The following is an 18612-nucleotide window of genomic DNA, read 5'->3' on the forward strand; positions in this document are numbered from 1 at the left end:
CCCGCGTCACCGCTCGACGGAGCCGTCGCGGGTTCGGGGCGCCCTTCGTGCACCGGGGCGGACATCGCCTGCCCCGGTGCACGAATCGCGCCCCGGTTCATCGCGAGTACGCGTCCACGAGCAGCGGACCCCGGATGCCGCGGAACGCCTCGATCAGCCGGTCGAGCGCCGCGCGATTCCAGGTGGCGAGCTGCAGGTCGTGGGGTCCGAGCGGCTCGAGCTTGCCGGTGCGCACGCGCACGACCTCCCACCCGACGGCGCGCAGCGCGCGATCCTTCCGCCGGTCGGCCTGCTCGCGTCGACCGACGTGCTCGAGGCCGTGCCGCCCGATCGAGTCGTACTCGACCGCGATGCGGAGTTCGCTCAGCACGAGATCGGGCCAGATCTCCCGGTGCTGGAAGAACGGCCGGGTGACGCGGACGGCGTTGAGCCCTTCGACGAGGGCGAGCCGCGCGAACAGATCGGCGCGCAGGCGGTCCTCCACCGCGGATGCCGGACGCGGCGCGCACGACGAGACGAACGCTGCGCCGGGCGGCAGGTCGGGCGTCTTGTCGCACAGCGGCGGCGACTTCTTGGGCCTCCGGGGGCGCAGAACCCCTGTCGCGGACACCGGCGGCGCGTCGACGGACTCGCGCATCGGGAGCGCGGGGACGCGGGTCGGGGACGCCAGTTCGCTGCACTCCGGACACCAGGCGCTGCGGCGCCGCTCGCGACCGGGGCGGAGCCGTTGCTCCGTGGGCGTGGCGGCGAACCGGTGGCCGGAGTCGCACTGCCAGAGCAGCAGCACGTCGGCGGCGGGCGGGACCTGGCTCAGGGCGATCCCGCCGTTGAGGTCGGGGTGGTACTGCCGGATCAGCGCCGGGAAGGCCGCCCACGCTTCGCGGTACGCGCCGATCGCGTACGGGACGTCGACGCCCTTCGACCACTGCCGCCGGGCCCACCACGATTCGACTCTCTCCGCCACGGGAAGACCGTAAGGGAGGCCTCCGACACCGGCCTCAGTCGTCCCAGCGGTCGTCGTCGCCCGCCGACTCGTCGGAGCGCGACCAGGCGAGCCGGAAGCCGCAGTCGCGGCACTCGTCGGCATCCACGCCCTCGTCCAGGAGCGGGTGCATCGTGATGCCGCACGACGGGCAGATGGGCTGCGCGGCATCCTGGTCGTCGTCGTACGGGAAGAGGAAGGTCATGGTCGGTCCGCTCGGGTCGGCGTCTCCGTCGGGTGCGGAAGACGACGGGGAGAACGTTCCGCGCTGTCGCGGTGTTCCCGCATCCGTCCGTGGGCGGGGCGTGAGTAGGGCGGGTGGGACTTGAACCCACGATCGTCGGGTTATGAGCCCGCTGCCTTGACCAGCTTGGCCACCGCCCCGTGTGCGTCCGAGCCTACCGGCATCCGTGTGCCCGGCCGAAGCCGCCGGATCACGTGATCTGGCCGACCGTACGCGCGGTGGCACGTCATGGCGGGTGCATTCGGCCAGGTCACGTGATCTGGCGCCCCGTGCCCGGCGAAAGCCCACGTTCGGGTCGAGCGCACACGTGCGGGCCGACCCGGTCGTATGCGCTCGACCGGATGGTGTGCGTTCGGCCACATCACGTGATCTGGCGCCCCGTACCCGGCGAAAGCCCACGCTCGGGTCGAGCGCACACGTTCGGGTCGACCCGGTCGTGTGCGCTCGACCCGGTCGTGTGCGCTCGAGCGGATCGACAGCGCCGCGCGCGGTCAGTGCACGCGGGGCTTCTTCGGCTTGCCGTCGGCGGTGATCTGCGGGTGGTGGCGGGTCAGCTGGATGACGCCCCACGTGGCGATCGCGCCGGCGATGACGAAGCCGATCAGCGCCCAGGCGGGAGCCGTCGAGGCCTCGCCCAGCACCGAGAGTCCGATGAGCACGGCGACGATCGGATCGATGACGGTGAGACCGGCGATCACGAGGTCGGGGGGCCCGACCGAGTATGCGGTCTGCACGAAGTAGGCGCCGACGGCGACCGCGGCGAGCAGGGCGATGACGCACAGCAGCGTCAGCCACTCGAAGTTTCCGGCCTGGATGCGGCTGATGATGACCTTCGCGAGCGTCGCGACGAAACCGTAGATGACGCCGGCGGCCATGATGTAGAACAGCGCCTGCGCGCGACGCCGGACGAGGAACCAGAACACCCCGAACACGACGACCACGACGGCGAGGATGCCGAGGATGATCCACAGTTCGCGCGAGGTGACCACGTGCTCGGTCGCGAAGAACGCGGCGATCGTGACGAAGATGAAGATGCCGCCGACGCAGGCTGCGATGGCGATGAGCGACTGGCGCGTCGGCTTGTGGTGGCTGACCCGGGCGTTCAGGACCGTCGTGATGACCAGGGCGATCGCGCCGAGCGGCTGCACGAGGATCAACGGTGCGACCGACAGGGCCGCGAGCTGACACACGATCGCGAGGGCCAGCATCAGGGTGCCGGCGACCCAGGACGGGCGCGTCAGCAGCGACGTGACCTGCGATCGCGAGAGTCCGCCGGTCGTCTTGCCGGAGAGGCGTTCGACCTTCTGCACGCCGCGGTGCTGGTATTGCGCGCCAAACGACATGAAGACCGCGCCCAACAGCGCCAGCGGGATACCGAGCAGGATGCGGGGATCGCGGAAGACTCCGACGAGCTGATCGATACCGTCGGTGAGGGAGACATCGAGCGGAATCACCCTCCGACGATAGCCGCCGCGTCGCCGCATAGGCTGGTGACGTGGCCGTTCTCCCTATTCGCATCATGGGCGATCCCGTCCTGCACTCCCCCGCCTCCCGCGTCGACGAGATCACCGACGAGATCCGTACGTTGGTCGCCGACATGTTCGAGACGATGGATGCCGCTCCCGGCGTGGGTCTCGCCGCCCCCCAGGTCGGCGTGGGTCTCCGCATCTTCACGTACACGTACGAGGATGACGAGGGTCAGCCGTGGCGCGGGGTCGTGATCAACCCCGAGTTGTGGATCCGTCCGCTCGAGCCGGGCTACCCCGATCCGGACGAGGAGTCCGAAGGATGCCTGTCCTTCCCCGGTGAGCGGTTCCCGCTGCGCCGGTCGGAGTCGGCGTTGCTCACGGGGATCGACCTCGAGGGTCAGCCGGTCCGCATCGAGGTGTCGGGCTGGCGCGCCCGCATCCTGCAGCACGAATTCGATCACCTCGACGGCGTGCTGTACGTCGACCGGCTCGACGAGGAGGACAGCCGGATCGTCGCGAAGATCGCCAAGAAGCGCAAGTGGGGGAAGCCCGGCGCGTCGTGGATGCCGGGGGTCGACGACATCGACGCCTGAGTCCGGGAGGCACCCCGAGCGCAACCCCTGTTCTCCGCTCCGGTGGCCCCGCTAGACAGTTCGCGGGGGGTTGTCGTGGGCAAACGTGTCGCGGGCTGGGTGTGGATCGTCGCGGGAGCCGTGGCGGTCGTGATATCCGCCGTCCTGCTGCCCCGAGGAGGCGTCGCGAGCCTCCTCGCGGCCCTGTGCCTGTCTGCGGGGGTCGCAGTGGCGGTGTTCGGTGTGACGGTCCTCGTGCGCGCGGAAGGCGCAGCCCTCCGCGCGGCGGTGAGCCCGGACGACGCGCGTCGGCGCGCGCGGCGGTCGATGTGGGCGATCGTCGTCATGGCGTTCCTGGTTCCGGTGCTCGCGGCCGTCAGCGTCCTGACGACGGTGCTGAGCGGGGCGGCACTCTCCCCCGCGAACGTCGTCTTCGTCATCGGCGGCGCGTTGGCTCTAGCCGGCGGAATCGTCGTGGCGATCGAACTCTCCCGCAGCCGACGCGGGGATCCGGACCCCGTGCAGCCCGGGATCGCCGCGCCGCCGGAGGGGGACGTCTGGGTGGTCGTCGCGAGGCGTGACATCGGGGCGATGCTCCTCTACGCCGCGTCGTTCGTGGGATTCGCCCTGCTGCTCGGGTTCACGTCGCTCCGGCTGATCGTGCTGCTCCTGGAGAACGCGCCCGCCGCCTGGGTCGTCGTCGTCCTCCTCGTGGCAGTCCTGAGCGTCACCGGCGGGTGGTGGTTGTGGCGTCGCTTCCCGGCCGTCAGCGTGAACCCGGGTCTCGGGCTCATCCGGGCCGGCGGCCGAGAGCTCGCCGCATCGGAGGTGTCGTCCGCACGTCTCACCGTGGCATCCACCGTGCCGGGCGGTCCTCGAACACTCTTCCTGACGCTGGAGGGCCCCCGAGGGTTCCGCGCCCCGCTTCTGCTGCGGCGGGGCGGCCGTCTCGTGATGACCGAGGTCGAGCGCGGCGCGGCTCTGTCGATCACTCGTGCGGCATCCATCCGGCTTCCGCGCGCGCCGGAGGATCCGAAGGGCAAGTTCTCCCGCTTCAGCCATCCGGGCTACCTGGATGCCACGCAGGCGGCATCCGTTATGGAAAAGCCTCCGCGCGACGGCGAGGAGCTGCCCGTCTCGCTGGTGTGACGCCTCAGTACAGGCCGCGCGTCTGCAGTTCCTGCTGAAGGATCGGCGCGAGGCGCTCGGCGAACGCCGGAGTCAGGTGCGTCTCGTCGTAGCGCACCGGTGTGTCGCCCGCAAAGGCGGGGCAGACGTTCTGAACGCAGGTGAACGGCAGCGCGCTGATGGCGGTGTTGCCCGTCGCGGTCGCCTCCGCCTCGGTCGCCGTCTCCATCTGCGTCCACACGTCGTCGACCGCGGCCAGGCAGGAGGACGGGCCGGTCAGGGGCGAATAGCACCGGTTCAGGTCGGCACCGTGCGGCGGCGGCGAGAGGAACACCGTTCGCCCGGTCGGTGCCCACGTGCCGACTTCCGCGAAGGTCGAGGTCGCCAGTTGCGCGGGGTCGAGAGACGCACCTCCGATCGCCGTCCCCAGGGTGAAGGCGTTCGAGACGATCACGAGGTCCGCCGGGTCCGCCGCGACCATCGCCCGCACCTGCGCCTTTCGTGTCTGGCACCCGGCGTTGACCGCCGGATCACGGCTCTCGATCATGACGTCGGTGAAGCGGCATCCGTACATCCCCACCGTGGTCGCGCGCCACGAGCCCCCGCTCTGCTCCGCGAGCTTCGCGATCGCCGGTGCGTAGGCCATGGCACTGGAGTCGCCCACGAGATACAGGTGATGGGATGCCGCGGGATCGCCGAACGTGCAGCGGCCGGGATCGGGCGCGACATCGGGGGTGAAGCAGTCGTGCGCGCGGTTGTCGGAGGACGACTCGCGGATGACCTCGTCGAGTCCGGGGTGGAGCTCGGGCCAGGTGGACGCGCTCACCGCCGCGGCGAGCTCCGCCTGCAGGGTGGGGAGGGCCGTGGCGACCTCGGCCGGGTCGGCGGCGGGAGGGGCGGCCACTAGCGCGGGCAGCTGCAGGACGGGGGTGCCGTAGGCCACGAAGATCGCGAGGACCGTGGCGCCCGCGCCGATCGTGAGCGTGGCCGTGGCCAGGCCGATCCGCGCCGAGTAGCGTTCGCGCCACGCCGCCCACGTGGGCGGGCGCAACGGGGCGACCACCGGCTCCGATCCCGGTCGTGGTTCGGATTCGGGTGCGACCGGCGGAACCGGGACCGTCGGCGGTTCCGGGTCGACCGGCGCCAGGGGCGCGGCATCCGGCTCGCCCATCCGCGGTCGTGCCCCGGGGTAGTACCGCTGGCCCGGCACCCACCCCGCGGGACGGGAGGCGAGCGCCGTCGGCCGCGCGACCGGCGCCGCCGCGACCGGCTCGGGAACGACCGGCTCCTCCCCCACGGCACGGCGGCGCTCGAGCCACGGCGACCGGTGGATCGGCTGCTCGATACCCAGGTACGTCGCGATCGTGAGCACCGCGGTGATCAGCAGCACGATCGGCATCCAGGAAGGACCCGGCGGGAGCAGGACTCCGGCGAACACGATCACGGGCAGATGCCACAGGTACAGCGAGTAGGACACGTCGCCCAGCGCCACACTCAGCGGGTTGGTCAGCGGGAAGAGGTGGCGGTGGCGAGGGTCTCCCCCGATGCCGCCCGCGACGATGAGGGCCGCGCCGGCCACCGGAAGGGCGGCCCACGGCGCGGGGAACGGCGACGAGGGTTCGATGACGAGGAAGGACGCCCCGACCACCGCGAGACCGAGCCACGCGAGCGCGCCGCGCAGCAGCGCGGGCATCCGCGCGAGTGCGGGCGCGAGGGCGGCGAGGATCGCGCCGACCCCGAGCTCCCCAGCGCGCGCGAGGGTCGAGAAGTACGCGCCCGCGGGGTCGCTCGCCGTGAGTTGGACCGCGGCGCCGGCCGAGGCCGCGACGACGAGGACCGCGATCACGCCGACGACCGCGCGGGTGACCGCTCCCCGGCGTCGCGCCACCGGAAGGACGGCCACCGCGATGACCAGCAGGAGCGGCCACACGAGCGAGAACTGCTCCTCGATCGACAGCGACCAGAAGTGCTGCAGCGGCGACACGTCGGTGGCGGAGAAGTAGTCGCGCCCCTCGAGCCCGAACCTCCAGTTCGAGACCAGGCCGAGCGCCGAGAGCGCGTCGCCCAGGGTCTGGTCGGCGCGAGTGCGGTGGAACACGACGTACCCGAGGCTCACGACGACCGTCAGCACGAGGATCGCGGCGGGCAGCAGCCGGCGAAGGCGGCGGGCGAAGAACCCCCGCAGATCGACCGAGCCGGACGCGTCGAAGTCACGCAGCAGGATGCCCGTGACGAGAAAGCCCGAGATGACGAAGAACACGTCGACGCCGGCGAACCCGCCGGTCGGCCACCCGGTGAGGTGGCCGGCCACGACCCCCACTACCGCGAGAGCCCGGAGCCCCTGCAGGTCGCGACGCGGACGGCTCGCACTGCTGGGCACGGTGTGCCATCCTTCCGGGCCGCGGAGTGCGGCCGGAGAGAGCTTAGTGGAACCGCTCCCATGGCGCGGATCCGGGGCGTCACCCCGTCGCGAAGCTGTGCAGTCCGAGATCCTCGCCGAGCGTCTCCGCGATGAGCCGCCCGCAGACGCTCGTCCCCTGCGCATCCAGCGGCGGACTCACCACGGCGGCCCCGAGCCGCCCCGGGACGGACAGGACGATCGCGCCCGAGACGCTCGATTTCGCCGGGATGCCGACCGCCCGCATCCAGCGGCCGGAGCCGTCGTAGACCCCGCAGGTCGCCATGACCGAGACCACGTCGCGCGCCACGCGCGCCGGTACCACCCGCCTTCCGGAGCGGGGGTTCACGCCCCCGAGCGCGAGCGTCGCGCCCATGAGCGCGAGGGTCTCGGCATCCACCATGGTCGCGCACGCCCGGGCGTACACCGCGACGGCGTCGTCCGCGCTCACGCGCATCGTGCCCTCCGCGCGCATGAGGTGGGCGAGCGCGTGGTTTCGGTCGCCGAGCAGGTGCTCGTTGTGGGCGATGGCTTCGTCGACCTCGAGCGCGCGCCCGGCGAAGGCGGCCAGGCCGCGCGAGATGCGCTCCATCCGCCCCTCGACGCCGTCGCCGTCGACGAGCGACGCGGTGAGCAGCGCGCCGGCGTTGACCATCGGGTTCGGCGGGCGACCGGTCCCGCTCTCGAGCTTGAGGGCGTCGAACGCCTCACCCGTCGGTTCGATGCCGACGCGGTCGAGGGCCTCACCGTCGGTGTCGAGCAGAGCGAGGGCGAAGAGGAACGGCTTCACCGCGGACTGCAGGCTGAACGCGACGTCGCTCTGCGAACTCGACCGCACGTCGCCGTCGGGCAGGGCGAGCGCGATCGCGCAGAGATCGGGATCGGCATCCGCCAGCTGAGGGATGCTGTCGTCGACGCGACCGCCCCGATCGGGCAGAACCCGGGCGCGGAGGCCGTCGAGGTCGTACGAACGCGGATCGGAGGGGGATGCCATGCCCCCAGCCTGTCAGGCGAAGGCGCGGTCCGGGTCGCCCGGTGCTGAGCCGCGACCCGGGAAAAAAGGTAAGGCCCGGGGTGGAAGCCCGGGCCTAGGTGAGAGGCGCGTTTAGATGGACGCGGATCTCTCGCTCCCCGGCTTGGACTCGAACCAAGAACCTATCGGTTAACAGCCGATTGCTCTGCCAATTGAGCTACCGAGGATCATGCCCGCCTGGCGGTGGGCAACCAGACGATACTAACAGCACCGTGCCGCAGCGGAAAAATCAGCCCGCCGAAATCCGTCGGTCGGGCGCGCCGTCGGGAGTCCACTGGAGTCCCTCGGCGCCGTGGCCGTACGCGACGACGTGACCTCCGCGCAGCACCAGCACATCGGCATCCAGGTCACGGGGGGCGTCGGCGTCGTTGGTCACCACGAGAGAGGCCATTCCGCGCTCGTCCCGGCGACGCGTGATTGCCGTGCGCGCCGCCCGTCGGACCTCGACGTCGAGGTTCGCGTACAGATCGTCGGCGACGAACAGGCGCGGTTCCAGCACGAGCGCCCGGGCCAGCGCGACCCGCTGCCGCATCCCCGCGCTCAGCTCGTACGGATACTTCGGCGCCGTTCCCAAGGGGAGCTCCATCTCATCGAGCAGCGTCGCCACGCGCACCGCCAGGGCGCGCGTGTTCACACGACGGTCGCGGGCCGTGATCGGCTCGGAGATGACCTCGTGCACGGTCAGCCGCGCGGGGAGGTTCGCGCCCGCGCCCTGGGGCAGATACCCGGTGTGGAACGTCCATTCGCGCACCCCCCGACCCGGATGCCGCGCGGAGATGCCGTGGACGCGCGCGTCTCCCCCGACGACGCTCAGCCCCTCGTCGGGGCGTCCGGCCAGGAGAGATGCGAGGGAGGTCTTGCCCGAGCCGGTGGGTCCCATCACCACGAGGCTGTGCGCCGCCTCGAGCGTGAAGGCGACTCCGTCGATGACGCGCACGCCGTTTCGGGCGAGCGAGAGGTCGTCGGCTCGGATGGCGACGGCGGTGTCGAGGGTCCGGGGCATGTGGACATCCTCCCTGACGGATGGCGCGGACGCCACCGCGACGCGTCAGGAAGCCGTCAGCCTCTGGCGATCGGCATCCAATTCGCGCAGTCGCAGACGAAGTCGCCGACCCTCCTCGGAGTCGGCCGGGACACGCTGGATGTCGCGCAGCAGCCCGTTCTTCTCCCGCTCGAGCTCGCGGACGAGGAGGCCCCGCGCGAGGTCGTTCGCGGAGGCCACCGCGCCCTCTTCATTGCGCGCGGGGAACTCCGCCGTGAGCAGTTCGGCCGCAAGGGTCCGGAAGGGTTCGCGTACCGCTTCGACGGCGGCCACGGCCCAGCCCGGTTGCGACAGATCGGTGGATGCCAGGGTGCTCCGCACCGCCTCGAGGGCGGGGTGACCGAACGGTGTCTGCAGGGCGCGGAGGAACAGATCCGGCTCGATGCGGTGCCCGTACTGCAGGAACGCCATCATCGCACCGCGCTCGAGCGCGACGTCGCGGGTGTTGGGGAGCTGCGCCATCGTCACGGACACCGCCACGGGGGCCGGAGCCTCTGCCGCTCCCCCGCGCTGCGCGTCGCGCTTCTCGGCCCGATCCGCACCGCGCGCCGCGCGTTCGACGGCGCTCTGCACCTCGGGGATGTCGAGCCCCAGACGCCGTGCGAGGACCCGGACGTAACCGGGGCGGAGTGCCGGGTCGCGGATGTCGGCGACGATCGGGGCCGCGGCCCGCAGCGCCCCCGCGCGGCCCTCGACGCTGGAGAGGTCGTAGTCCTTCAGGCGCTGGTCGATGACGAACTCGAACATCGGGGCCTTGTTGTCCATGAGCGCGCGCACCGCGCCGTCGCCGCGCTGCAGGCGCAGGTCGCACGGATCGAGGCCCTCGGGAGCCACGGCCACGTACGTCTGCGCGGCGAACCGCTTCTCATCGGCGAAGGCGCGCAACGCAGCCTTCTGGCCGGCGGCATCCGGGTCGAAGGTGAAGACGACCTCGCCCGCCGACGTGTCGTCGCCCATCACGCGTCGGAGAACCGTGATGTGGTCGCTGCCGAACGCCGTCCCGCACGACGCGATCGCGGTCGTGATGCCCGCCAGATGGCAGGCCATGACGTCGGTGTACCCCTCGACCACGACGACCCGGTGCTCGCGCGAGATGTCGCGCTTGGCGAGGTCGAGGCCGTACAGCACCTGCGCCTTCTTGTAGATCGGCGTCTCAGGGGTGTTGAGGTACTTGGGGCCCTGATCGTCGTCGTACAGCTTGCGCGCGCCGAAGCCGATGACCTGCCCGGTGACGTCGCGGATCGGCCAGACGACCCGCCCACGGAACCGGTCGTACACACCGCGCTGCCCCTGGGACACGAGCCCCGCCTGCACGAGCTCGTCGCGCGAGAACTTCTGCCCGAGCAGGTGGTCCATGAGGGAGGACCACCCCTTGGGGGCGTAGCCGACGCCGAAGTGCGCGGCGGCACCCGCGTCGAACCCGCGGTCGCCCAGGAAACGGCGCGCGGTGTCGGCCTCGGGCGACATCAACTGCCCCCGGAAGTATTCGGCGGCCGCCGCGTTCGCGGCATACAGGCGGGAGCGGCCGGTCGTCTCGGGAGCGGCCCCGCCGTCTTCGTAGTGCAGGGTGTAGCCGACGCGCGCGGCCATGCGTTCCACGGCCTCGGTGAACGACACGTGGTCCATCGCGCGGAGGAACGAGTACACGTCACCCGACTCCCCGCAGCCGAAGCAGTGGTAGTACCCGACCTGGGGGCGCACGTGGAAACTGGGGCTGCGCTCGTCGTGGAAGGGGCACAGCCCCTTCATCGACCCGACGCCGGCGGGCTTCAGCGCGACGCGCTCACCGACGACGTCGGCGATGTTGACCCGCGCCTTGACCTCGTCGATGTCGGTCTGCCGGATACGCCCCGCCATCAGGCATCCGCTCCCCGCGGCGGTCGGGCGCCCGGCGCCCAGATGCCGAGCTCGGCGGCATCCACTTCGCCCACGAGCCGTCCGTGCCACGCGATCGCGTGCTGATCGGTGAGACTCGCGACCTGGTCGACGACGACCCGGCGCCGTGCGACGTCGTCGACGGCGGTGTCGAAGTCGGGCGCGTGCAGGGTGTCGAGCGCGTCGGGGTGCTCCCACAGGGCGGATGCAAGCCGCTTCAGGACGCGTCGCTGCTCGCGGTACAGCGCCTTCCGGCCGTCGATCGAGACGACGGTGGCGCCGATGATGCCCTTCAGCACCGCCATCTCGGCCTCCACGACGCGGGGAACGACCACGTGCGCACGGTAACGCGTGAGGTCGCGGGCCGGGTAGGCCTCGCGGGTGGCGGTGGTGGCCGCGCGGGCGAAGCGCCCGATGAGGTCGGACGTCAGGTTCTTCAACCGGGCGAGCGCCGGACGCGACCCGTCGAACGAGCCGATCCACTCGGGCAGACGCATCAGGCGGTACAGCGCGTCGGCCAGTTCATCGCGCGCGAAGTCGTATCCGACCCACGTCTGGATCGCGGTGAGCAGGGACTCGTGGCCGGCCGGGGATGCCAGGAGGGCGGGGTCGATATAACGGTTGACGACCGCGTCCTCGAAGTCGTGCACCGAGTACGCGATGTCGTCGGAGAGATCCATGACCTCGGCCTCGATGCAGCGCACCCGGCCGGGCGCGCCGTCGCGCATCCAATGGAAGACGGGCTCGTCGTCCGGATAGACGCCGAACTTCAACCGCCCGCCCGGGTCGGGCAGCGGCGCATCGGCCGTCCACGGGTACTTGCACGTGGCATCCAGGCTCGCCCGGGTGAGGTTGAGGCCGAAGGAGTGCCCGTCGGGACCGATCACCTTGGGCTCGAGCCGCGTAAGGATGCGCAGCGTCTGCGCGTTGCCCTCGAAGCCGCCGATGTCCTCCGCCCACTCGTTGAGCGCCCGCTCGCCGTTGTGGCCGAAGGGCGGGTGCCCCAGGTCATGGCTGAGGCACGCGGTGTCGACGACGTCGGGAGAGAGCTCGAGCGCGGTGGCGAGCTCGCGCCCGACCTGCGCCACCTCGAGCGAATGCGTCAGACGGTTGCGGGCGAAATCGGCAGGGCTGGCGGGGCTGAGCACCTGCGTCTTGGCGGCGAGGCGTCGCAGAGCTGCCGAATGGAGCACGCGCGCGCGGTCGCGCGCGAAATCGTCGCGCTGGGAGCGGTGCTGCTCCTCATGGAACCGGGCGGCGTCGACGTCGTCGTACCCGGACGGGCGTGCGACGCCCACCACCGCCTCATCCGCCACTGTGGTGCAGTTCCGCGTCGGCGAGGGCGCGGCCGGCGTCGACGCCGATCTCACGGGAGTCGAGCCATCCGTCGGGCAGGGCGGGACGCTTCGGCGTGCCGGCGCGACCGCGCTGCCCTTCGGCCGCCTCGCCCGGGTAGGGCGCGTCGAGGTCCATCGTGGCCAGCAGCTCGTCGATCTCGTCCAGCGTCGACGCGGTCGCGAGGCTCGCGCGCAGCTCACCGCCGACGGGGTAGCCCTTGAAGTACCAGGCGACGTGCTTTCGGATGTCACGGCATCCGCGCCCCTCGTCCTCGAAGAACTCCACCAGCAGCTCGGCGTGGCGGCGGAACGCCCGCGCGACGAACCCGAGCGTCGCGTCGACGGGCTCGCCGGGAGCCGCGCCGGGGCGGCCGAGCGCGCGCGCCAGGTCGCCGAACAGCCACGGGCGCCCGAGGCATCCGCGGCCGACGACCACGCCGTCGCACCCGGTCTCGTCCATCATCCGCACCGCGTCCGCGGCCGACCAGATGTCGCCGTTGCCGAGGACGGGGACGCTCGTCACGGTCTCTTTGAGCTTCGCGATCGCGCTCCAGTCGGCGGTGCCCGAGTAGAACTCGGAGGCCGTGCGGGCGTGCAGCGCGATGGAGGCGACACCGGCACCCTCGGCGACGCGTCCCGCCTCGAGGTACGTGAGGTGGTCGGCGTCGATGCCCTTGCGCATCTTGATCGTGAGCGGGAGGTCGCCCGCCGCGCGCACCGCGCGTTCGACGATCTCGCGGAACAGCGTGAGCTTCCAGGGCAGCGCGGCACCGCCGCCGCGGCGCGTCACCTTCGGGACGGGGCAGCCGAAGTTGAGGTCGATGTGGTCGGCGTGGTCTTCCTCGACGATCAGGCGCACCGCGGCTTCAACCGTCGCGGGGTCGACGCCGTACAGCTGGATCGAGCGCGGTGTCTCCGACTCGTGGTGGCGGATGAGGCGCATCGTCGTGTCGTTGCGTTCGACGAGGGCCCTCGTCGTGATCATCTCGCTGACGTAGAGCCCGGCTCCGTACTCGCGGCACAGTCGCCGGAACGCCGTGTTGGTGATTCCGGCCATGGGCGCGAGCACGACGGGGGCGTCGAGTTCGATGGGGCCGATGCGCAGGGTGCGCTCCGGGGCCAATGCCGTGGTCATCGTTCCATTCTCCCAGACCTCGCGCGGGGACGGTGCCGCCCCGCGCGCGAGGTGGACTGGGGAGGAGGGGTCACGCCTGGGCGGTCTCCGGCTCGGTGGCCGCCGCGCGACGCTCGTCCCACACCTGACGGGCGATCTGGGTGAAGGCCTCGACGGGCTGGGCTCCGCTGACGCCGTACTTGCCGTCGATCACGAAGAACGGGACCCCGCTGATGCCGTAGGCTTGGGCCTGCGCCTGGTCGGCGCGGACCGCGTCGCGGAAGCGCCCCGAGGCGAGGGCCTCGCGGGCGAGCTCGGCATCCAGGCCGACCTCCACCGCGAGCTCGACGAGGTCGTCGTCGCGGCCGACGTGCTTGCCTTCGAGGAAGTAGGCCGCCATCAGGCGCTCCGACAGGTCGAGCTGGCGACCCTGCTCCTTGGCGAAGTGCAGCAGCTCGTGCGCCTTCACGGTGTTGGTGTGCTGCAGGATGTCGAAGCGGTACTCGAGTCCCGCCTCGGCGGCGACGCCGGTGACGCGGTCGAGCATCTCGCGCGCCTGAGCGGGCGAGATGCCCTTGTGCTGCGAGAGGTAGTCCACCTCGCCGCCGACGAAGTCGACGGGGGTGTCGGGCGAGAGCTCGAACGAGTGGTACTCAATCTCGACGACCGGGGCGTCGTCGTCATCGGCGGTGGCGGCGAGGCCGTTCTCAAGGTTGCGCTTCCCGATGAAGCACCAGGGGCAGGCGATGTCGCTCCACACGTCGATCTTGATGGCATCCGTCATGTCGTGTGCAACCTTTCGGGTGACGGGCTTATTCCGAAAACGGCATTCATCGCGCGGTCGGCGTGTCGACCGCGCCGCCGAACCGTCGATCGCGGGACACGTACAGCCCGATCGCGTCCCACAGGTGCCGGCGCCGGAAATCGGGCCACAGCGTGTCGAGGAACACCATCTCGGCGTACGCCGACTCCCACAGGAGGAAGTTCGAGGTGCGCTGCTCGCCGCTGGAGCGGAGGAACAGGTCGACGTCGGGCATGTCGGGCACGTAGAGGTTCTTCGCGATCATCTTCTCGCTGATCGCCGACGGCTTCACCTTGCCGGCGGCGATGTCCTCGCCGAGGCGCCGCATGGCATCCACGATCTCCAGGCGACCGCCGTAGTTGACGCACATCGTCAGGGTGAGGCCGTCGTTTCCGGCGGTGAGGCGTTCTGCCGCCTGCAGCTCGTTGATGACCGAGCCCCACAGGCGGGGCCTGCGCCCGGCCCAGCGGACCCGCACGTTCCACTCGTTCAGCTGGTCGCGGCGGCGCTGGAGCACCTCGCGGTTGAATCCCATGAGGAAGCGGACCTCGTCGGGCGACCGCGTCCAGTTCTCGGTCGAGAAGGCGTACAGCGACAGGTGCTTCACGCCCGCCTGGATCGCTCCCGCGACGATGTCGAGGATGGTCGCCTCCCCGGCCCGGTGCCCTTCGATCCGCGGGAGGCCCTGGCGGTTCGCCCAGCGGCCGTTGCCGTCCATGACGATCGCGATATGCGCGGGAACCGACCCCTTCGGGAACGCCGGTGGGTACTCCCCCGTCCAGTCGAGGGGGCGGTAGGGGGCGGCGTTGCGGTGCGTGAGCGGCTTCGGGGTCATCGATTCGATTCCAGGTGCGAGAGGGAACGGATGCCGCGCTCGAGGTGGAACTGCGCGTAGGTGGCGACCAGGCCCGAGGCGGCGGCGGTGGTGCGACCGGGGGCCGCGTCCACGACGTCCCACTCCCCCGCGATGAGCGCGCGGAGCAGATCGACGGTGTCGCGGGCGACGCGCGGCGAGCCCGCGGGCGCGCAGGACGCGCACACGACGCCCCCGAGTTGGGCGAGGAAGTAGTCGTGCTCGCCGACCGTGCCGCATCGCGCGCATTCGCCGAGACCGGGGGCCCAGCCCGAGAGGGCCATTGCGCGCAGCAGGTAGGAGTCCAGGACGCTCCGGGCGGCGTGGTCGCCGCGCGCGAGCGACCGGAGTCCCCCGACGAGAAGGAGGTACTGCTGCGGCGTGGCCTCGGCCTCGTTCAGCCGGTCGGCGGTCTCGACCATGGCGCTGGCGGTCGTGTACCGGTCGTAGTGCTGCGCGATGTCGGCCCCGTAGGCGCCGAGCGACTCGGCCTGCTGCACGATGTCGAGGTTCCGGCCCTGGTAGAGCTGCACGTCCGCGACCATGAACGGTTCCAGCCGCGACCCGAACCGTGACGAGGTGCGGCGCACGCCCTTCGCCACCGCGCGGATCTTGCCGTGGCGTCGGCTGAGGAGGGTGACGATGCGGTCCGCCTCCCCGAGCTTGTGGGTACGCAGGACCACGACTTCGTCGCGGTAGGTGGGCACAGTCCATTATCCGTCCGCGACCCCGGGAGTCGGCGGTGCGCCGCGCGCGGGCCCGCGCAGGCGGGGCGGGAGAATGGATGCCGTGAACCCGCCCGTCTTCATCATCCCGCTGTGGGCCGACCTCACCGCCGTCGCGCTGGGCGGCGTGCAGGGCGCGCTGTTCGCCGCGGGATTCCAGGGTCAGCGACGGCTCGACCTCCTCGGGGTCGCCATCATCGGCATACTTCTCGGGATGGGCGGCGGACTCATCCGCGACCTCCTGCTCGGGGTCACTCCCTCGACCCTGCAGAACAACTGGTACCTGCTCACGGCGATCGGGGCCTCCCTCGTCGGGATGCTGCTGTCGGGGATCTTCCAACGCCTCAACCGCGCGATCGTCCTGCTCGACGCCGTCGTGATCGGACTGTTCGGGGCGTTCGGCACGTCCAAGGCGCTCGCCCTCGGACTCCCGGCGGTGCCGGCGGTGTTCGTCGGCGTCGTGGCCGCGGCGGGCGGCAGCGTGCTGCGCGACGTGCTCATGGGGCTGCCGGTGGCGATCATGCACGTCGGTTCGCTGTACGCGGTGGCGGCCGGGGGCGGGTGCGCCGTGCTCGCGACGGTCGCGGCGTTCGGCGTGCCGCTCCCCGTGGCGGCCGTGGTCGGCGTCGTGGTGACGACGGTGATCCGCGTCCTCGCGGTGCTGTTCGACCTGTCGCTCCCCGAGCAGCGCAAGCTCTACCGCCGCAAGGTCGCGGTCGAGACGACCGGCATCCCGATCATCCGGGTCGACCCGGACGCGTGAGGGGCGGCTTCGCGTGAGTCGCCAGAATTTGTCGCTTGGGCGTGCCTCCAGGCGACAAATCCTGGCGACTCACGCGGGCGGTTCGAGCAGCGCGCCGAGGATGTGCGCCGCCTGATCTCCGTCCAGATCGCTGAGCGCGGGGAGGTCGAGGAAGTGTCGGGCGATGGTGACTCCCAGGATGCTCGAGACCAGGATCGCCGCGCGCATCCGCCCCTCATCGCCGCGGCCGTCGGCCAGCGCGTCCGCGCGGTTCTCGAGATGGGCGCGCAGAGCCTGAGCCGCGTCCGAGGATGTCAGCATCGACCGCAACAGGGCCCGTGTGGCGGGGTCGAGCTCGCGGAGGCGAACGTCGAGCACGTCGCTCAGGTGGGACTCGACGTCTCCGTCGCCGAGGTCGGCCACGGGTTCGACCGCGAGTGCGAACAATGCGGCTTTCGACCCGTAGTGCTGGAGCACCAGGGAGGGATCGATCCCCGCGCGAGCCGCGATCCCGCGGATGGTGGCTCCGTCCATCCCGCGGTCGCCGAACTCCGCGCGGGCCGCGAGCAGAATGCGTTCCGCCGTCGCTGCGCGCTTCTCCGCGCGGGACCCTGTGACCTCCATGACTTCACTCTACAGCTGATGAGCGAGAGTGTAGAGTTTCGCTCATCATTTGTTGAGTGGAGGATGCCATGGCACACACGCCCCTGTCCCACCGATCGGTTCTCGTGGTCGGTGCCTCGCGCGGTCTCGGTCTCGCGATCGCCCGGACCTACGTCGATCGAGGCGCGCGAGTCGTCGCGACCGTGCGCGGGGATGTCTCGAAGTCGCTGCGGGCGGTGCGGGACGCCGCTCCCGACCGTGTCGAGTTCGAGCACGTCGACATCGCCGACGGCGCGGAGATCACCGCCCTCGCGAACCGCCTGCGGGGTCGCACGTTCGACCTGCTGTTCGTGGTCGCCGGAATCTCGCTCGCACCTCAGTCGCAGGTGGCGGCCGACATCGACGACGACGACTTCGCCCGTACCCTGGCGACGAACGCGCTCGGGGCGATGCGTGTCGTCGAGAGGCTGCACCCGTTCGTCGCCGACACCGGAACGATCGCGGTCCTGTCGTCGGGACAGGGCAGCATCACGAACAACACGTCGGGCGGGTTCGAGGTGTACCGCGCGTCGAAGGCGGCGTTGAACCAGCTGATGCGCAGTTTCGCCGCGCGTCACCCGAACGACGCGCGCGCCCTGCTACTGCTCGCGCCTGGATGGATCCGCACCGACATGGGCGGCGCCGGCGCGGGCCTCGAGATCGACGAGGCGATCCCGCCCCTCATCGACACCGTGGAGGCGCAGCGCGGCACGCCCGGCCTCCGCTTCCTGGACCGGACCGGCGCGCCGGTCCCCTGGTGACCTGCCCCGACCCGTGTGAGTCGCCAAGAATTGTCGCGCTCGCGCGCCCGGAAGCGACAAATCCTGGCGACTCGCGCAGAGACGGGACCGCCTAGGCGCGGGCGAGGACCTCGCCGTGCGGGAGGAGGATCCACCCGTCAGGGTCGGCGGCCCAGGCGCGCCAGGCGTCGGAGATGCGCTGGAGCGTCGCGTCGTCGGCGAGGCCCAGTCGGCGGGCGTGCCCGGCGAAAGCGGATGCCACGACCCGGTCGGCCCACATCCCGCCCCACCACGCGCGCTTCTCGGGCGTGTCGAACACCCACACGCTCGCGCTCGCCTCGATCCGGGTGAACCCGGCCTCGCGCGCCCACGCCTTGAGGACTCGGCCCGCGTTCGGCTCGCCCGACACGCCGCGGTGCACCGCGTCGTAGAGCGCGAGCCACTCGTCGAGGGCCGGGATCCGTGGATGCCAGATCACCCCGCCGTAGTCCACATCACGCGCCGCGACCAGACCGTCGGGACCGGCGACCCGCCGGAACTCGCGCAGCGCGTCCACCGGTCGCGCCAGGTGCTGCAGGGTCTGGTGGGCGTGGACGATGTCGAACGAGGCATCCGGGAGGTCGAGCGCATAAGCGTCACCGACGAGGAACTCGACGTTCGTGCGCTCGCCGATCGCAGCGCGGGCGATCTCGACGACGTCGGGAGCGGCATCCATCCCCACGACCCGCCCCGGGAAGACCCGGTCGGCGAGGTCGACGGTGATGGTGCCGGGGCCGGCGCCCACGTCCAGGACGCGGGCACCGGCGAACAGCGAGGACACCAGGTAGGCCGCCGAATCGGCGACGGTTCGCGCCGCGTGGGAACGCAGCACGCTCTCATGGTGTCCGTGGGCGTACGCCACGGCCGTGCCTCAG

At 71.3% G+C, this 18612-nt stretch carries 18 protein-coding genes and 2 tRNA genes; 4 read left to right on the plus strand and 16 right to left on the minus strand.

Translation table 11 applies throughout. The features are described from left to right. Positions 1-97: 97 nt before the first annotated feature. The 4 genes from P8R59_RS14935 to P8R59_RS14950 all read right to left on the minus strand — a co-directional run bounded on the left by P8R59_RS14935 (position 98) and on the right by P8R59_RS14950 (position 2680). On the minus strand, positions 98-964 hold the full coding sequence (locus tag P8R59_RS14935) for a zinc-ribbon domain-containing protein (protein ID WP_278101704.1): 867 nt from the start codon (positions 962-964) through the stop codon (positions 98-100). Between the two features lie 34 nt (positions 965-998). Further along, a complete protein-coding gene (locus P8R59_RS14940; protein WP_278101705.1) occupies positions 999-1187 on the minus strand; it encodes a zf-TFIIB domain-containing protein in 189 nt (62 codons plus the stop codon). Positions 1188-1292: 105 nt separating this feature from the next. Beyond that, positions 1293-1366, minus strand: a tRNA-Ile gene (locus P8R59_RS14945). 351 nt (positions 1367-1717) lie between these two features. Then, positions 1718-2680 (minus strand): DMT family transporter, encoded by a 963-nt coding sequence (locus P8R59_RS14950; protein ID WP_278101706.1) that lies wholly within the window; start codon positions 2678-2680, stop codon positions 1718-1720. 41 nt (positions 2681-2721) lie between these two features. Here P8R59_RS14950 and def point away from each other — a divergent pair, with 41 nt between their 5' ends. Then, a complete protein-coding gene (def, locus tag P8R59_RS14955) occupies positions 2722-3288 on the plus strand; it encodes a peptide deformylase (RefSeq protein WP_278101707.1) in 567 nt (188 codons plus the stop codon). A gap of 75 nt (positions 3289-3363) precedes the next feature. Beyond that, positions 3364-4416: a hypothetical protein gene (locus P8R59_RS14960; RefSeq protein WP_278101708.1), complete on the plus strand. Its 1053-nt coding sequence runs from the start codon at positions 3364-3366 to the stop codon at positions 4414-4416. A 4-nt stretch (positions 4417-4420) separates the two neighbouring features. Here P8R59_RS14960 and P8R59_RS14965 read toward each other — a convergent pair whose 3' ends face one another. The 10 genes from P8R59_RS14965 to recO form a co-directional block, all read right to left on the minus strand. Further along, on the minus strand, positions 4421-6775 hold the full coding sequence (locus P8R59_RS14965) for an acyltransferase family protein (protein WP_278101709.1): 2355 nt from the start codon (positions 6773-6775) through the stop codon (positions 4421-4423). Positions 6776-6854: 79 nt separating this feature from the next. Beyond that, positions 6855-7787 (minus strand): glutaminase A, encoded by a 933-nt coding sequence (gene glsA / locus P8R59_RS14970; protein ID WP_278101710.1) that lies wholly within the window; start codon positions 7785-7787, stop codon positions 6855-6857. 133 nt (positions 7788-7920) lie between these two features. Beyond that, positions 7921-7993: transfer RNA gene (locus P8R59_RS14975), tRNA-Asn, on the minus strand. A gap of 62 nt (positions 7994-8055) precedes the next feature. Then, a complete protein-coding gene (locus P8R59_RS14980) occupies positions 8056-8829 on the minus strand; it encodes an ATP-binding cassette domain-containing protein (protein WP_077051515.1) in 774 nt (257 codons plus the stop codon). 45 nt (positions 8830-8874) lie between these two features. Continuing rightward, positions 8875-10725, minus strand: coding sequence for a DNA primase (gene dnaG / locus P8R59_RS14985; RefSeq protein WP_278101711.1), 1851 nt, complete (start codon positions 10723-10725; stop codon positions 8875-8877). Then, complete coding sequence (locus P8R59_RS14990) at positions 10725-12059, minus strand: deoxyguanosinetriphosphate triphosphohydrolase (protein ID WP_278101712.1); 1335 nt, start codon at positions 12057-12059, stop codon at positions 10725-10727. Before P8R59_RS14990 ends, dnaG begins: the two co-directional genes overlap by 1 nt. Next, entirely contained in the window at positions 12049-13215 is a 1167-nt protein-coding gene (gene dusB, locus P8R59_RS14995) for a tRNA dihydrouridine synthase DusB (RefSeq protein ID WP_077051518.1), read from the minus strand. The genes P8R59_RS14990 and dusB overlap by 11 nt, the downstream gene beginning before the upstream one ends. A gap of 70 nt (positions 13216-13285) precedes the next feature. Beyond that, positions 13286-13978, minus strand: coding sequence for a DsbA family oxidoreductase (locus tag P8R59_RS15000; RefSeq protein ID WP_077051519.1), 693 nt, complete (start codon positions 13976-13978; stop codon positions 13286-13288). Positions 13979-14024: 46 nt separating this feature from the next. Beyond that, entirely contained in the window at positions 14025-14831 is an 807-nt protein-coding gene (locus tag P8R59_RS15005) for an isoprenyl transferase (protein ID WP_278101713.1), read from the minus strand. Continuing rightward, positions 14828-15556 carry a DNA repair protein RecO gene (gene recO / locus P8R59_RS15010; RefSeq protein WP_077051521.1) on the minus strand — a complete coding sequence of 243 codons (729 nt, stop codon included), beginning with the start codon at positions 15554-15556 and terminating at the stop codon, positions 14828-14830. Before recO ends, P8R59_RS15005 begins: the two co-directional genes overlap by 4 nt. A gap of 73 nt (positions 15557-15629) precedes the next feature. Between recO and P8R59_RS15015 the strand changes: the two genes are divergently transcribed. Continuing rightward, the gene (locus tag P8R59_RS15015) at positions 15630-16337 is read left to right on the plus strand and encodes a trimeric intracellular cation channel family protein (RefSeq protein ID WP_431606859.1); all 708 of its coding nucleotides are present in this window, start codon (positions 15630-15632) and stop codon (positions 16335-16337) included. Positions 16338-16406: 69 nt separating this feature from the next. On the opposite strand, the gene P8R59_RS15020 is transcribed toward P8R59_RS15015, so the two are convergent. Next, complete coding sequence (locus tag P8R59_RS15020) at positions 16407-16940, minus strand: TetR/AcrR family transcriptional regulator (protein WP_278101715.1); 534 nt, start codon at positions 16938-16940, stop codon at positions 16407-16409. Between the two features lie 68 nt (positions 16941-17008). On the opposite strand from P8R59_RS15020, the gene P8R59_RS15025 reads away from it, so the two are divergent. After that, positions 17009-17719: an SDR family NAD(P)-dependent oxidoreductase gene (locus tag P8R59_RS15025; protein WP_278101716.1), complete on the plus strand. Its 711-nt coding sequence runs from the start codon at positions 17009-17011 to the stop codon at positions 17717-17719. A 91-nt stretch (positions 17720-17810) separates the two neighbouring features. Here the strand turns inward: P8R59_RS15025 and P8R59_RS15030 are convergent, their stop codons facing one another. After that, complete coding sequence (locus P8R59_RS15030; protein ID WP_278101717.1) at positions 17811-18569, minus strand: methyltransferase domain-containing protein; 759 nt, start codon at positions 18567-18569, stop codon at positions 17811-17813. Positions 18570-18612: the final 43 nt, after the last annotated feature.

The sequence above is a fragment of the Microbacterium proteolyticum genome (genome assembly GCF_029639405.1).
Lineage (GTDB): Bacteria > Actinomycetota > Actinomycetes > Actinomycetales > Microbacteriaceae > Microbacterium.

Excerpts from the sequence above, each read along its gene's own strand:
- P8R59_RS15000 (WP_077051519.1), bottom strand. The coding sequence starts at position 13,978 with ATGACGGATGCCATCAAGATCGACGTGTGGAGCGACATCGCCTGCCCC.
- P8R59_RS15015 (WP_431606859.1), top strand. The coding sequence starts at position 15,630 with ATGGATGCCGTGAACCCGCCCGTCTTCATCATCCCGCTGTGGGCCGAC.
- P8R59_RS15020 (WP_278101715.1), bottom strand. The coding sequence starts at position 16,940 with ATGGAGGTCACAGGGTCCCGCGCGGAGAAGCGCGCAGCGACGGCGGAA.
- dnaG (WP_278101711.1), bottom strand. The coding sequence starts at position 10,725 with ATGGCGGGGCGTATCCGGCAGACCGACATCGACGAGGTCAAGGCGCGG.
- glsA (WP_278101710.1), bottom strand. The coding sequence starts at position 7,787 with ATGGCATCCCCCTCCGATCCGCGTTCGTACGACCTCGACGGCCTCCGC.
- P8R59_RS14980 (WP_077051515.1), bottom strand. The coding sequence starts at position 8,829 with ATGCCCCGGACCCTCGACACCGCCGTCGCCATCCGAGCCGACGACCTC.
- dusB (WP_077051518.1), bottom strand. The coding sequence starts at position 13,215 with ATGACCACGGCATTGGCCCCGGAGCGCACCCTGCGCATCGGCCCCATC.
- P8R59_RS14940 (WP_278101705.1), bottom strand. The coding sequence starts at position 1,187 with ATGACCTTCCTCTTCCCGTACGACGACGACCAGGATGCCGCGCAGCCC.
- P8R59_RS15005 (WP_278101713.1), bottom strand. The coding sequence starts at position 14,831 with ATGACCCCGAAGCCGCTCACGCACCGCAACGCCGCCCCCTACCGCCCC.
- P8R59_RS15025 (WP_278101716.1), top strand. The coding sequence starts at position 17,009 with ATGGCACACACGCCCCTGTCCCACCGATCGGTTCTCGTGGTCGGTGCC.